Origin of the sequence: Pseudomonas mandelii, from assembly GCF_024138395.1 — a bacterium.
GTDB classification, from domain to species: domain Bacteria; phylum Pseudomonadota; class Gammaproteobacteria; order Pseudomonadales; family Pseudomonadaceae; genus Aquipseudomonas; species Aquipseudomonas mandelii_E.
The window spans coordinates 306,674-321,418 of the sequence record NZ_JAMYDU010000001.1; the positions used below are offsets into that span (position 1 = coordinate 306,674).

Here is a 14,745-nt window from a genome sequence, read left to right on the forward strand (position 1 = left end):
GGTGGAGTCGCCTGGCGACGCGGCCTATGCTCAGCCCATGAACCTACAAAACGCTGTGCTTCCGCCCCACGCCGAGATGGTTCGCGCCATGCTCGAACGCGACACCGCCTACGAGGGGGTGTTCTTTACCGCGGTCAAAACCACTGGCATTTTCTGCCGCCCCGGCTGTACGGCGCGCAAACCGAAGCCGGAAAACGTCGAGTTCTTCGCCCATGCCGATGAGGCGATGTCGGCGGGTTATCGGGCCTGTCTGCGTTGCAAGCCGCTGGACGCCGCGGCCATCGCGCCGGACTGGGTGCAGCGGCTGCTCACATCCGTGGACGCCGATCCCGACCTGCGCTGGACCGATGCCCAGTTGCTCGCCGAGGGCATCGAGCCGCTGAAACTGCGCCGCTGGTTCAAGCAGCATTTCGGCATGACCTTTCACGCCTGGCTGCGCAGCCGACGCCTGGGCATCGCCCTCGGCGGCATCAAACGGGGCGAATCCATCGACAACGCCGCGTTCGATTCCGGCTACGAATCCCTGAGCGGCTTTCGCGATGCGTTTCAAAAGTCGTTCCGCATCACGCCCGGCCGCGCCGCCCACAGCGAGCCCCTGCTGTTCACTCGACTGACCACACCGTTGGGGCCCATGATCGCCATGGCCGAACAGCGTGGGCTGGTGCTGCTGGAGTTTCTCGATCGACCGGCGCTGACCAAGGAAATCGAAGAATTGCAAAGCCGACATGGCTACGCCGTGGCCCCCGGGCATAACGGGCATTTGCAGCAGATCGGAGAAGAACTGGTGCAATACTTCGCTGGTAAACGAACCGGATTCAACGTGCCACTGCACCTGCCCGGCAGCGCTTTCGCCCGGCAGGTGTGGGCTGAACTGATGAAAATCCCCTACGGCCAGACCACTACTTATGGCGCCATCGCCGCGCAACTGGGCAAGCCCGGCGCCTGTCGCGCCGTGGGCCTGGCCAACGGCCAAAACCGCTTGGCGATTATCCTGCCCTGCCACCGGGTGATCGGTGCAGACGGCTCGTTGACCGGCTATGGTGGAGGGCAACCGCGCAAGGCGTTTCTGCTCAGGCTGGAAAGCGCCGCGGTGCAAATCACCCAACAACTGGCGTTCTGATCACTCCACCGTTTATTCAAAAAAAGTCATAAGGAAGGACATTCGATGGACACACTCGACCACCAATTCCACCAACTGCATCAGAGCGGCCTGCTGATTCTGACCAACGTCGCCGATGCCACCGGGGCGCGATTGGTGGAACAGCTGGGCAGCAAGGCCGTCGCCACCAGCAGCGCGGCGGTGGCCTGGGTTCACGGTTATCCGGATGGCAACACCTTGCCGCTTGAACGTCTCGTTTCCACCGTCGAATCCATCGCCCGAGTCATCACGGTGCCGTTGACCGTGGACATTGAGGCGGGTTACTCCGATGACCTGGGTCGGGTCGCAGAAGTGATCGACGCCGTCATTGCCGCCGGTGCCGTGGGGATTAACATCGAGGACGGTGCTTCGCCGCCCGAGCTGCTGGCCCGCAAGATCGAAATCGCTCGCCAAGTCGCCAATCGTCGGGACGTGAAGCTGTTTATCAACGCTCGCACCGACGTGTACCTCAGGGGCCTGGTGCCGGCCGAAGATCGCGTGGCAGAAACACTCAAGCGCGCCGCGTTGTATCAGGCTGCTGGTGCCGACGGGCTGTTCGCGGCGGGCGTCACGGCGGCGTATGAGATCGAAGCGCTGTGCCGTGGCACGACGCTGCCGGTGAACGTGCTCGGTTTCGCGGGCCTGCCTTCGCCTGAAGAACTGCAAGCCCTTGGCGTGCGCCGTTTGAGCGCCGGCTCGAGCATCGCCGAATTCCTCTACGGCGCCATGGCATCGGTGGCGAAAAGCTTTCTGGAAACCGGAAAACTCGATAGCGGCGACCTCAAGGCCTTCACTTATGGCCAAGTGAACGCCCTGCTGGCCCCCACCGGCAAAGTTTGACCGCAAGCAATGGAGTGCGGCGCTGCGGGGTGAGGGCTAATCTTCCCGCAGTCACCCGCGCTTCAGGATGTTCCATGCCCGACACCTATCAACTGGCCAGCGAATTTCTCTCGGCCCTCGATGCCGACTGGCAACGCCACATCAGCGCCATCGGCCCCTGTCTGCATCAGCCCCATGCGGCTCGCGATCCTTATGAGTCGCTGGTGCGGGCGATTGCCTATCAGCAACTGCATGCCAAGGCCGGCGACGCGATTGTCGGCCGGCTGCGGGCGTTGTTTCCGGCGAGCACCTTTCCCAGGCCTGAGCAGATTCTGGCCACAGACTTCGAGCAAATGCGCGGTTGCGGGTTTTCCGCCAGCAAGATCGCGACCATTCAGGGCATCGCTCAGGCAGCTCTGGACGGCGTCGTCCCGGATTACGCCACGGCCCTGGCCATGGATGACGAAGCATTGATTGAGCGCTTGATCACCTTGCGCGGGGTGGGTCGCTGGACGGTGGAAATGCTGCTGATCTACAGCCTCGAGCGGCCGGACATTTTGCCGGCCGATGACTTTGGGGTGCGCGAGGGATATCGGCGGTTGAAGGGGTTGGAGGTGCAGCCGACTCGTAAGCAGATGATTGAAATCGGGTTGGCGTGGCGCCCTTATCGGACGGTGGCGGCGTGGTATTTATGGCGGGTGCCCGGCCGGTAGACCACGTAATCGTTCATCGCGGGCAAGCCCGCTCCCACAGGGATTGAGTCTGTTCACAGATTTTTGTCCCTCCCACGGAACCTGTGGGAGCGGGCTTGCCCGCGATAGCGGCCGCTCAGCCACCCTGAATTCAACTGCCCGGCAACCCTGACCGTCTAGGCTGTGTTGAGTCATCCCAAGACCCGTCGGAGGTTCCCATGCAGCTCGAAGGCTCCTGCCATTGCGGCGCGGTGTCGTTCAGCCTGACCAGCGCCCACCCCTACCCTTATCAACGCTGCTATTGCTCGATCTGTCGCAAGACTCAGGGCGGTGGCGGTTATGCGATCAACATCGCGGGCGATACCGCCAGCCTCAAAGTGCGCGGTCGCAAGCACATCTCGATTTACCATGCGCGGCTCAAGGACAAAGGTGACAAACGCGCTCACCGCAGTACCGCCGAGCGGCATTTCTGTTCCGTTTGCGGTTCGGGATTATGGGTGTTCAGTCCTGAATGGCCGGACCTTATTCACCCCTTCGCCTCGGTCATCGACACGGCGCTGCCGGTGCCACCCGAGCACACGCATGTGATGCTCGGTTCGAAAGCATCATGGGTGGAAGTCCAGACACAGCCCGCTGACCGACAGTGCGATGTCTGGCCCGAAGAGTCCATCGCCCAGTGGCATGAGCGCCTGGGTTTGAGCCACTAAGCCCGTTCACAGTCTTTGACAGTTTCCCGACAAAGCTGTCAAAGATTGCTGGCCGGCACCCGCCTAGCATGGGCGCATCCAATTTCCCCTCGGGTGCTCCCATGTTCCGTTCGTTGTGTCTGCCGTTGACTTCATGCTGCCTGCTCATCTCTTCCGACCCATTGCACGCCGAAGACTGGCGCTACAGCCTGCGAGCCGGTGCCGCCAGCGTGCCGCGTTACAGCGGCAGCGATGAACGCGTAGTCGCGCCGCTGTTGGGGGCAAAGATCATCAGCCCTTATGGGGTTTTTCTCGATACTCAAAAGGGTTTTGGCTGGGCGTTTGATGAAGACGATTTCGGCCTGAGCGTGTACATCGGCGCCAGTGATGTGCGCAAGGATCGCAAGAGCGGATTCAAAGGCTCGGATGAACTCGACGGCATGGGCTCGATCAAGTCGCGCCCGCTGCTGGGGCTGGACGGGACCTATAACATGGGGCCGATCATCTTCGGCGCGACCTTCGAACATGCACTGGAAAAAGACGATGACGATCACGACACCGGTTCGGCCTGGAGCCGGTTGAAGCTGAGCATCAGCGCTCCGTTTTATGAGGGTGACTATGGCAAGCTCGTGGGCAGCCTCAACAGTCAGTTCGGCGACAGCAACTACATGCGCACCTGGTATGGCATCAGCGCGGCTCAGGCTTCACGCAGTCAGTTCCGGGCTCATGACACTCATGGCGGGCTGTTCAGTCGCGGGGCGGATTTGACCTGGTCGTTGCTGATCGATGATCAGTGGAGCCTTTCGACGGTGCTGGCCGTTCAGTACCTGGCCAATGATGCGGCGGACAGCCCGATTGTGAAGCGGCGGATGCAGACGTCGTTGGCTGGGCAGGTGGTTTATACCTTCTGAGATCGAGGATCGTTCCCACGCTCTGCGGGGGAACGATCAAAACCCTGTAGGAGCGAGGCTTGCCCGCGAAGGCGTCCGCAAGAACGCCACAGCTAATCGACATGCGCCCAGGTCATGCGAAACGACGCCCCGCCCCAAGGCGAGTCCCCCACTTCCACTTGCCCGCCATGGGATTGCGACACTCGTCGCACCAGCGCCAGGCCCAGGCCGAAACCACCGGTGCGGCGATCGCGGCTGGCGTCCAGGCGCGAGAACGGTTCGAAGATTTTCTCCCGCCCGTCCAGCGGCACGCCCGGCCCGTCGTCGTTGACCCGCACTTCGTAATGATCACCGGTGCGCACCAACGACACTTCCACCCGCTCGTCGGCGTAGCGAATGGCATTGCGCAGCAAATTGATCACCGCGCGGGCCATGAACCGCGGTTCGATGCGAACTTCGTCGACCTGACATTCGACAATCAACAGCTGCACCCCGGCGGCCTCAGCCTCCAGCGCCACGCTGCCAACCACGCTGTCGAGCCAGTTGCTGGCCTGAATGTTCTCCCGCGTGATCACCGTGGCGCCGCGCTCAAGGCTGGCGTAAGTGAGCAGCTCGGAAACCATCTCTTCCAGCTCGCCGAGGTCCGCGTACATGTCGGCGATCAGTTCGTGATTCTGGGTCGGGTCGGATTGTTGCTTGAGCTGATCAAGTTCAAACGACAACCGCGCAATCGGCGTGCGCAGTTCGTGGGACACCGCGTTGGTCAGCTCGCGATGATTGGCAATCAGGCCTTCGATGCGCGCCGCCATCAGGTTGAAGTGTTCGGCCAGGTCGCGAATGTTCGAACGCTTGGACAACTGGATGCGCGACGACAAGTCGTTATCGCCGAATCGCTCGGCGGCCAGGCGCAGTTTTTCCAGATCGCGCCAGTGCGGGCGCACCCAGAATAACAACACGAAACCGATCATCACCGCGATCATCAGATAGGCCGCGGCAATGTAGAACGACATCAGGCTCGGCTCGGCCGGCAGTTTGATGCTGAGCAGCTGCGAGCCGTCGTCAATGCGCGAGATGAATTGCGTGTACTCGTCGCGAATCACCAGCAGGCCTTGGGCCAACTCGGCTTTCTCCTGATCGGTCAGGGACAGTTGATCGGTCTCGACCAGGGTCAGGCCCAAGCCGTAGTGGGGGCGCACGGCTTCCAGTTGGCGCTCCTTGGCCGCACTGTCCAGGCCGCGCAACTGCTCGGCCAGCGACCAGGCCTGGCCCCGCCCCGCCTCTCGGTTGTAGCTCTGCATCTGACCGTCGAGAAGCGCATCGAACGTTCGCTCAACGGTTTGCAGGCCCAATACCAGGCCAACCGTCATCACCAGAAACAGCCCCAAAAATAACCGCAGCATTTACAGCTCCCACGCAAACGGATTGAACAGGTAACCCTTGCCCCAGATGGTCTTGATGCACACCGGCTCGCGCGGGTTGTCCTTGAGCTTGCCGCGCAATTTACTGATATAGACGTCGACGCTGCGGTTGAGGCCGTCGAAGGCGATACCGCGCATGCGGTTGAGAATGTCGTCGCGGGACAGCGTCTTGCCGGCGGCGCTGGCCAGCAACCACAGCAGTTCGAATTCCATGGTGGTGAGCTCGATGCCCTCGCCCGCCAATCGCACTTCGCGGCAGCTGCGGTCGATGCTCAAATGACCGAACTCCAGCGCGCTGCACACGCTGCTGTCCGGCATCTGACGGCGTTGCAAGGCGCGCAAACGCGCCAGCAGCACCGGTGGTTTGATCGGTTTGATCACGTAGTCGTCGGCACCGGATTCCAGGCCGAGGATGTGATCGAGGTCGTCTTCCTTGGCGGTGAGGATGACGATCGGCGTGTCGGATACGCTGCGGATTTCGCGGCACACGTGCAGGCCGCTCTGGCCCGGCAGCATCAGGTCGAGCACCACGATTTTCGGTTTGAAGTCGAGGAAAGCGGCCAACGCGAGATCACCGCGGTGCACCTGTCGGACCTCGAAGCCGTGTTGGGACAGGAAATGCGCGATCAGCCCGGCAAGCTTTTCGTCGTCTTCCACCAGCAATACTTTGCCAAAACCCAGGTTATCCATAACGACCGTTTGCCAACCCTTGAGTGAAGTGGCCGGCATTATGGCGCCAATCACGGGCGGGACGGTTATCGCAGGCAGCAAAAACCGGCCGCGTGGGCCGGTTTTTGGCGATGTTTCATTCTTTTAAGAGTTTTTAACAATTCAGACGCAAACGATCGCAACGTGCGGATGGAATGTGTTGGAGCACGGCTTGCCGGCGAAAGCGTCCTTGAGATCGCCTTCGCGGGCAAGCCTCGCTCCTACAAGGTTATGCGGCGGCTGGCACACCGCTGTGAAAGCGAAACTCCACATCCGGCGACTCGATCAATGCCTGCTCGGCGTCCCGAACTTTGTCGATCACCTGGGCGATGTCCTTGGCGTCACCGTACTGATAGGCCAGTTTCAGGTAACCCTGGAAATGCCGCGCCTCACTTTTCAGCAGACCGAAGTAGAACTTGCCCAGTTCTTCATCCAGATGCGGCACCAACGCCTCGAAACGCTCGCAGCTGCGCGCTTCGATGAAGGCGCCGACCACCAGCGTGTCCACCAGCTTTACCGGTTCATGGCTGCGCACCACTTTGCGCAGCCCCGAGGCGTAACGCCCGGCGGACAGCTGACGCAACTCGATCTTGCGCTTTTTCATCAGGCGCATGACCTGTTCGTGGTGCACCAGCTCTTCCCGGGCCAGACGCGACATCAGGTTGATCAGATCGACGTGGGAGTGGTATTTGGCAATCAGGCTCAACGCCGTGCTGGCCGCCTTGAATTCGCAGTTTTTGTGGTCGATCAGCAAAGTTTCCTGATCGGCCAGCGCGGCCTGGACCCAGCCATCAGGCGTGCGGCAGCCGAGGAACTCGTGAATTTCGGGAAGGATCATGGGGCTCACGGATAAAAGGTACAGAACGAAGGGCGCCGATTATACCGGGCTGCCGACAGACCACCAGCCGCGACCGTTGATATGCATCAAGTCGCCGAATGCCGACCAGCAACTATAGTTGTCCAACGCAGTATTTTTTACTTCATGGAGATTCCGATCATGCAAGCCATTCGCAGCATTCTGGTGGTCATCGAACCCGAGCATTCGGAGAGCCTGGCGCTCAAACGGGCCAAACTGATCGCTGGCGTGACCCAGGCCCATTTGCACCTGCTGGTCTGCGATAAAAAGCATGACCACGCTGGCATGCTGGGCGTGCTCAAGGCAGCGCTGTTGGAGGACGGCTATAGCGTCACCACCGAACAAGCCTGGAACGACAGCCTGCACGAAACCATCGTCGATGTGCAGCAAGCCGAAGGCTGCGGACTGGTGGTCAAACAGCATTTCCCCGACAGCCCGCTGAAAAAAGCCCTGTTGACCCCGGCGGACTGGAAACTGCTGCGCTACTGCCCGACTCCGGTGCTGCTGGTGAAAACCTCGAAACCCTGGACCGGCGGCGTGATCCTGGCGGCCATCGATGTCGGCAACATCGACGGCGAACACCGCACCTTGCACGCCAGTATCATCGATCATGGCTATGACATCGCCAGTCTGGCCAAGGCCCATTTGCACGTGATCAGCGCCCATCCATCGCCGATGCTGTCAGCGGCCGACCCGACGTTTCAGCTCAAGGAAACGATCGAGGCCAGTTACCGCGAGCAATGCAAGGCGTTCCAGGCCGAGTTCGACATTGATGATGACCACTTGCATATCGAGGAAGGCCCGGCGGATGTGTTGATTCCGTACATGGCCAAAAAACTGGGAGCGTCGGTGACGGTGATCGGCACCGTGGCGCGGACCGGGTTGTCCGGGGCGTTGATCGGTAATACGGCGGAAGTGGTGCTCGATGCGCTGGAGAGTGATGTGCTGGTGCTCAAGCCGGATACGGTCATGGATCATCTGGAGGAGATCGTGACTCAGCATTGAGATTTGCAGTGCCGGTTAAATCGCCTTCGCGGGCAAGCCTCGCTCCTACAGGTTATGTATCGATCATGAAAACACCGATAACCTGTAGGAGCGAGGCTTGCCCGCGAAGCTCTTAAGATTTACCCGCCAAACGCATCCTTGAGAAACCCCGGCGCAATGTAGCGCTGGTAATGCGCCTCAGACAGCAGAAAAAATTCCCGATCAATGGCATCGCGCAGTTCCGGCAGGTTCCAATCGCGGAACTCCGGCAGCAGCACCATCCCGTAGGCTTCCAGATTGTTGATGACCCGCGCCCCGCGGGCAATCAGCTGATAAGCCCAGCAATATTCCGACTGATGCGGCACAAAGCGGATCTTGCGCTGTTCCAGCTGCAGGCGCAGCAACGCGGGATCGAAAATCTCTACCTTGCTGGCCATCACCTGCGACAGCAGTTGCTCAAGACGCAGCCACACCGCGCGTTTTTCTTCCTCGTTGTAACCGTTCCAGTGAATCACTTCATGGTGGAAACGCTTGCAGCCACGGCACACCAGATCACCGTAAACAGTGGAGCAGAGGCCGACGCAGGGGGTCTTGATGGTCTGATTGGGCATAGGTAGGCAAAACACGGGAAAGCAGAACAGGTCGGCATGTTAGCCCTTTGTCTAACATTCATCACCCCTCAAAGTTCAGGGGCTAACTTACCTAAAAAATTTTTTTGCCGTAGAATCAGCCAGCCTTTTAAGGCGCCAATGTCCGTTAGAAGCTGTTTTCAAAGCGTCACGAGCACAGTCGTTCCTTCAGAGCGGTGTTGGCGAAGGGTTTTTCAGCGGTGAAAAACCTGACGCCAACCCTCATCAGCTCCCCGTTCTGCAGGCGTAAAACTTTGAAAGCAGCTTCTGTAAGGAATTGCCGGTAATTCTGGCTAAGCGGCCCACAACGCCACGCAGCGCATGAGTACGGCAATTTCGGGATGAGCGTCCCGGACACCCATTTGGGACCACTGATGAGGGTAATAACTGTGCTTGAAGCCTACCGCAAACATATCGAAGAGCGTGCAGCACTGGGTATCGTTCCCCAGCCGCTTAACGCCGAACAAACTGCAGGCCTGGTCGAGCTGCTGAAGAATCCCCCGGCTGGCGAAGAAGCCTTCCTCGTTGACCTGATCACCAATCGCGTTCCGCCAGGCGTGGACGAAGCTGCCTATGTAAAGGCCGGTTTCCTCTCTGCCCTCGCCAAAGGCGAAGCCAAATCCCCTCTGATCGACAAGAAACGCGCTGTTGAACTGCTCGGCACCATGCAGGGCGGCTACAACATCGTGACGCTGGTCAATCTGCTGGACGACGCCGAACTGGCGCCAGTGGCCGCCGAAGAACTCAAGCACACCCTGCTGATGTTCGATGCCTTCCACGACGTCGCTGAACGCGCCAAGAACGGCAACGTTCACGCCAAAGGCGTTCTGCAATCCTGGGCCGACGGCGAGTGGTTCAAGAACCGCCCTGTGCTGGCCGACAAGATCAGCCTGCGCGTGTTCAAGGTGACTGGCGAAACCAACACCGACGACCTGTCCCCGGCTCCGGATGCCTGGTCCCGTCCGGACATCCCGCTGCACGCCCTGGCCATGCTGAAAATGGCTCGCGACGGCATCGTGCCGGACGTGCAAGGCTCCATCGGTCCGATGAAGCAGATCGAAGAAATGCGCAACAGCGGCTTCCCGATCGCCTACGTCGGTGACGTGGTCGGTACCGGTTCGTCGCGTAAATCGGCCACCAACTCGGTGCTGTGGTTCTTCGGCGACGACGTTCCTTTCGTGCCGAACAAGCGTGCTGGCGGTTTCTGCTTCGGCAGCAAGATCGCTCCGATCTTCTACAACACCATGGAAGATGCCGGCGCACTGCCAATCGAATTCGATGTGACCAACATCAACATGGGCGACGTGATCGACCTGTACCCGCACGCTGGCAAAGTCTGCAAGCACGGTACCGACGAAGTCATCACCACCTTCGAAATGAAGACCCCAGTGCTGTTGGACGAAGTCCGTGCCGGCGGTCGTATTCCGCTGATCATCGGCCGTGGCCTGACCGACAAGGCTCGCGCCGAACTGGGTCTGCCAGCATTCGACCTGTTCAAGAAGCCGGATGCCCCGATTGAAAGCACCAAGGGTTTCACCCTGGCGCAGAAAATGGTCGGCAAGGCATGCGGCGTAGTCGGTGTGCGTCCAGGCACCTACTGCGAACCGAAGATGACTACCGTGGGTTCTCAGGACACCACCGGTCCAATGACCCGTGACGAACTGAAAGACCTGGCGTGCCTGGGCTTCTCCGCTGATCTGGTGATGCAGTCGTTCTGCCACACCGCGGCTTATCCAAAGCCGATCGACGTGACCACCCACCACACCCTGCCAGACTTCATCATGACCCGCGGCGGCGTTTCCCTGCGTCCGGGCGACGGCATCATCCACAGCTGGCTGAACCGCATGCTGCTGCCGGACACCGTCGGTACCGGTGGTGACTCGCACACCCGTTTCCCGATGGGCATTTCGTTCCCGGCCGGTTCCGGTCTGGTCGCATTCGCCGCTGCCACCGGCGTGATGCCGCTGGACATGCCGGAATCGATCCTGGTGCGTTTCAAAGGCGAGATGCAACCGGGCGTCACCCTGCGTGACCTGGTTCACGCCATTCCTTACTTCGCGATTCAGGCTGGCTTGCTGACCGTCGAGAAGAAAGGCAAGAAGAACGCCTTCTCCGGCCGCATCCTGGAAATCGAAGGCCTGGACAACCTGAGCATCGAACAGGCTTTCGAGCTGTCCGACGCCTCGGCCGAACGTTCAGCTGCCGGTTGCACCATCAAGCTGTCGAAAGAGTCGATCACCGAATACCTGCAATCGAACATCACCCTGCTGCGCTGGATGATCGGTGAAGGCTACGGCGATGTGCGTACCCTGGAACGTCGCGCTCAAGCGATGGAAGCCTGGATCGCCAACCCTGAGTTGATGGTTGCCGATGCTGACGCCGAATACGCTGAAATCATCGAAATCGACCTGGCCGACATCAAAGAGCCTGTGCTCTGCGCGCCAAACGATCCGGACGACGCCCGACTGCTGTCCAGCGTTGCTGGCGAGAAGATCGACGAAGTGTTCATCGGTTCGTGCATGACCAACATCGGTCACTTCCGCGCTGCCGGCAAGTTGCTGGAACAGGTCAAGGGTCAGCTGCCAACCCGTCTGTGGCTGTCGCCGCCGACCAAAATGGACGCTCACCAACTGACCGAAGAAGGCTACTACGGCATCTACGGCAAGGCCGGCGCACGCATGGAAATGCCAGGCTGCTCGCTGTGCATGGGTAACCAGGCACGTGTAGAGCCTAACTCGACTGTTGTGTCGACATCGACCCGTAACTTCCCGAACCGTCTGGGTGACGGCGCGAACGTCTACCTGGCTTCGGCCGAGTTGGCGTCCGTTGCGTCCATCCTGGGTCGCCTGCCGACCGTCGAGGAGTACATGGAATACGCTGGCAAGATCGACAGCATGGCGGCCGATGTTTACCGCTACCTGTCCTTCGACCAGATCGCCGAGTTCCGTGAAGCTGCAGCGAACGCCAACATCCCGGTCGTTCAAGCCTAACGTTACAACGCCATAAAAAACGCCGCCCATCGCGAGATGAGCGGCGTTTTTTTATGCCTGCTCCCAAACACCGCACAAAACCTGTAGGAGCGAGGCTTGCCCGCGAAAGCCATCACGCGGACAAACTGCAAGACCGCGTCATCGTTCTTCGCGGGCAAGCCTCGCTCCTACAGGGTATTCAGCGTGCCTGGAGGATCGGCACTCAAGCAGTCAGGGAGTAGATCAACGCAGTAATCGCCACCAGGCCCACCGCTGTCACGAAGACATTGGAAGCATGACCACGAAAGCGCGCCATGGCCGGAACCTTGCGGATCGCGTACATCGGCATCAGGAACAGGATTGCCGCGATGATCGGGCCGCCGAGGGTTTCGATCATGCCGAGAATGCTCGGGTTCAGCGTGGCAACGATCCAGCAGACCACCAGCATGAACGTCGCAGTCATACGGTCCAGCGTCTTCGGTGCCGGGCGCTTGCCACTCTTGACGATCAGGCCCTTCAAGCCTTCGCTGGCGCCGATGTAGTGGCCCAGGAACGACTTGGAGATGGCCACGAAAGCGATCAACGGCGCGGCGAAGGCGATGGTCGGGTTGCTGAAGTGGTTGGCCAGGTACGACAGGATCGACAGGTTCTGCGCCTTGGCTTCCGCCAGTTGTGCCGGCGACAGGGTCAGCACGCAGCTGAAGACGAAGAACAGCACCATCACCACCATCAAGAGGTGGGCGCGGGACAGGATCTGCGAGCTGCGCTCTTCGGCATGCACGCCGTAGCGACGCTTCTGGTCCACCGCAAACGCCGAGATGATCGGCGAATGGTTGAACGAGAACACCATCACCGGAATCGCCAGCCATAGAGTGTGCAGCAGCGCCGATGGCTCAGGCAGCGTGGTCGCGGTGCTGAGAATGCCGCCATTCCAGTGCGGAACCAGGAACACCGCCAGGAACAGCAGCGCGACGATGAACGGATACACCATCAGGCTCATGGCCTTGACGATCACCTGCTCACCGCAACGCACCACTGCCAACAGGCCGAGAATCAGCACGAACGACAGCACGGCGCGCGGTGGCGGCATGATGTGCAGTTGATGTTCGAGGAAACTGCCCACGGTGTTGGTCAGGGCCACGCTATAGATCAACAGGATCGGAAAGATCGCAAAGAAATACAGCAACGTGATCAGCGCACCGGCCTTGATGCCAAAGTGTTCTTCCACCACTTCGGTGATGTCAGCGCCTTCGCGGCCGGACAACACGAAGCGGGTCAGGCCACGGTGGGCGTAAAACGTCATGGGGAACGCCAGCAACGCCAGGACCAGCAGCGGCCAGAAGCCGCCTAGCCCCGCGTTGATCGGCAAAAACAGGGTACCCGCCCCGATTGCCGTGCCAAACAGGCCCAGCATCCAGGTGGTGTCATGGCGATTCCAGCTTTCGAGACTCGCTGGTGTCGCCGCTACATAGCGTTCGTCGACGCTATTGGCCTGATCATTCATCCGGTCGGATCTCCGCTTTCCGGTCACTTGCCACCCGGTCAGGACGAGTCGGAAAAAACCGACAGGCAGCGCCCTGGCCGAAACAGGGGCGCGATTGTCCGGGATTAATCAACAGAAGCAAAGGCTTAGCTGAGGAATGGTTATGCGGATCAGATGCGGCTGGCCCTGCGTTCTTCTGTAGGAGCGAGGCTTGCCCGCGAAGAACGATAACGCGGTACTCCTGATGGACCGAGGCGACTGGTTCGCGGGCAAGCCTCGCTCCTACACAGATTGCATTACGGCTGCGCAACATTCATCGCGGACAAATCCTCTCCATCTGCCTCGCACTGATCTAGTGTTGTCATTAGAAGGATCGCAGGCTTCGCCAGCTCCTACCCTTGGTAGCCAAAACCCCTGGCCATTGCCAAACCGCTCTGGCGTCAGCAATCTGAAGTGACGTTCGAGCCCCCGACATTCCGCTGCCCGCAGGAGCCCAGCATGACCGCAACTGTTCTGGTACTGGTTGAAACCATTAATGAATACCTGCCGATTCTCGAACATCAGGGGTTTCATTTGATCCTGGCCCCGACCCCGGCCGAGCGCGCCGCTGCCATTGCCCGACAGGGCAGTCAGATTGATGCGGTGCTGACCCGCGGTCCATTGGGCCTGCACGCCAATGAAATTGCCGCCCTGCCCAATCTCAAGATCATCTGCGTGATCGGCGCCGGCTATGAGCACGTCGACCTGCAAGCCGCCGCCGACCGCGGCATCACCGTCACCAACGGGGCCGGCGTCAATGCCTCTTCCGTCGCCGACCACGCCATGGCGTTGCTGCTGGCGCTGGTGCGCGACATTCCCCGTTGCGATGCTGCCGTGCGTCGGGGCGAATGGCCGAAAATCATGCGCCCTTCCCTAGCGGGTAAACGCCTGGGCATCCTCGGCCTCGGTGCCGTCGGCATCGCTATCGCCAAACGTGCCGCCAACGGCTTCGACATGAGCGTGAGTTACCACAACCGCCAGCATCGCAGCGACGTGCCCTACAGCTTCTGCTCGACGCCGACCGAACTGGCGCGCCACTCGGATTTCCTGATAGTCGCCGCACCCGGCGGGCTCGGTACCCAGCACTTGATCAACAGGCAGGTACTCGACGCTTTAGGGCCCAACGGATTTATCGTCAATATCGCGCGGGCCAGCGTGATCGTCACGGCAGACCTGATAAGCGCGCTGGAGCAACGACGGATTGCTGGCGCCGCCCTGGATGTCTTCGATAACGAACCCCAGGTGCCGGACGCCCTCAAGGGACTGGCCAACGTGATTCTGACGCCGCATGTCGCCGGATTGTCCCCGGAAGCCACCCAAGGCACCGTGGAACTGGTCGGCAAAAACCTGACGGCGTTTTTTTCCGGGCAACCGGTCCTGACCCCGATTGCTTTACCGCCGCCGTCGGCAGCCGCCCGGAACACTCATTAAAGG

At 60.3% G+C, this 14,745-nt stretch carries 13 protein-coding genes; 8 read left to right on the forward strand and 5 right to left on the reverse strand.

The window, feature by feature from the left end; all coding sequences use genetic code 11:
• Positions 1 to 37 precede the first annotated feature (37 nt).
• The 5 genes from NHU87_RS01325 (at position 38) to NHU87_RS01345 (ending at position 4,246) form a co-directional block, all read left to right on the forward strand.
• Positions 38 to 1,120, forward strand: a complete 1,083-nt coding sequence (locus NHU87_RS01325) for a bifunctional transcriptional activator/DNA repair enzyme AdaA (protein WP_253544907.1) — start codon at positions 38 to 40, stop codon at positions 1,118 to 1,120.
• A gap of 45 nt (positions 1,121 to 1,165) precedes the next feature.
• Entirely contained in the window at positions 1,166 to 1,978 is an 813-nt protein-coding gene (locus NHU87_RS01330; RefSeq protein ID WP_253544908.1) for an isocitrate lyase/PEP mutase family protein, read from the forward strand.
• A 74-nt stretch (positions 1,979 to 2,052) separates the two neighbouring features.
• Positions 2,053 to 2,670: a DNA-3-methyladenine glycosylase family protein gene (locus NHU87_RS01335; protein ID WP_253544909.1), complete on the forward strand. Its 618-nt coding sequence runs from the start codon at positions 2,053 to 2,055 to the stop codon at positions 2,668 to 2,670.
• 197 nt (positions 2,671 to 2,867) lie between these two features.
• Positions 2,868 to 3,356: a GFA family protein gene (locus tag NHU87_RS01340; protein ID WP_253544910.1), complete on the forward strand. Its 489-nt coding sequence runs from the start codon at positions 2,868 to 2,870 to the stop codon at positions 3,354 to 3,356.
• Positions 3,357 to 3,457: 101 nt separating this feature from the next.
• A complete protein-coding gene (locus NHU87_RS01345; protein WP_253544911.1) occupies positions 3,458 to 4,246 on the forward strand; it encodes a MipA/OmpV family protein in 789 nt (262 codons plus the stop codon).
• A 92-nt stretch (positions 4,247 to 4,338) separates the two neighbouring features.
• Here NHU87_RS01345 and NHU87_RS01350 read toward each other — a convergent pair whose 3' ends face one another.
• The 3 genes from NHU87_RS01350 to NHU87_RS01360 all read right to left on the reverse strand — a co-directional run bounded on the left by NHU87_RS01350 (position 4,339) and on the right by NHU87_RS01360 (position 7,189).
• A complete protein-coding gene (locus tag NHU87_RS01350; RefSeq protein ID WP_253544912.1) occupies positions 4,339 to 5,625 on the reverse strand; it encodes an ATP-binding protein in 1,287 nt (428 codons plus the stop codon).
• The gene (locus NHU87_RS01355; protein WP_253545610.1) at positions 5,626 to 6,333 is read right to left on the reverse strand and encodes a winged helix-turn-helix domain-containing protein; all 708 of its coding nucleotides are present in this window, start codon (positions 6,331 to 6,333) and stop codon (positions 5,626 to 5,628) included.
• A 247-nt stretch (positions 6,334 to 6,580) separates the two neighbouring features.
• Positions 6,581 to 7,189: a tRNA-(ms[2]io[6]A)-hydroxylase gene (locus NHU87_RS01360; protein ID WP_007906324.1), complete on the reverse strand. Its 609-nt coding sequence runs from the start codon at positions 7,187 to 7,189 to the stop codon at positions 6,581 to 6,583.
• 159 nt (positions 7,190 to 7,348) lie between these two features.
• Between NHU87_RS01360 and NHU87_RS01365 the strand changes: the two genes are divergently transcribed.
• Positions 7,349 to 8,212, forward strand: coding sequence for a universal stress protein (locus NHU87_RS01365; RefSeq protein WP_253544913.1), 864 nt, complete (start codon positions 7,349 to 7,351; stop codon positions 8,210 to 8,212).
• Between the two features lie 119 nt (positions 8,213 to 8,331).
• Here NHU87_RS01365 and NHU87_RS01370 read toward each other — a convergent pair whose 3' ends face one another.
• Positions 8,332 to 8,802 (reverse strand): DUF1289 domain-containing protein, encoded by a 471-nt coding sequence (locus tag NHU87_RS01370; protein WP_048394589.1) that lies wholly within the window; start codon positions 8,800 to 8,802, stop codon positions 8,332 to 8,334.
• Between the two features lie 407 nt (positions 8,803 to 9,209).
• On the opposite strand from NHU87_RS01370, the gene acnB reads away from it, so the two are divergent.
• Positions 9,210 to 11,810 carry a bifunctional aconitate hydratase 2/2-methylisocitrate dehydratase gene (gene acnB, locus NHU87_RS01375; protein WP_253545612.1) on the forward strand — a complete coding sequence of 867 codons (2,601 nt, stop codon included), beginning with the start codon at positions 9,210 to 9,212 and terminating at the stop codon, positions 11,808 to 11,810.
• Between the two features lie 202 nt (positions 11,811 to 12,012).
• Here the strand turns inward: acnB and NHU87_RS01380 are convergent, their stop codons facing one another.
• Entirely contained in the window at positions 12,013 to 13,293 is a 1,281-nt protein-coding gene (locus tag NHU87_RS01380) for a serine/threonine transporter (RefSeq protein ID WP_253544914.1), read from the reverse strand.
• Positions 13,294 to 13,770: 477 nt separating this feature from the next.
• Here NHU87_RS01380 and NHU87_RS01385 point away from each other — a divergent pair, with 477 nt between their 5' ends.
• Positions 13,771 to 14,742 (forward strand): 2-hydroxyacid dehydrogenase, encoded by a 972-nt coding sequence (locus NHU87_RS01385; RefSeq protein ID WP_253544915.1) that lies wholly within the window; start codon positions 13,771 to 13,773, stop codon positions 14,740 to 14,742.
• Positions 14,743 to 14,745 lie beyond the last annotated feature (3 nt).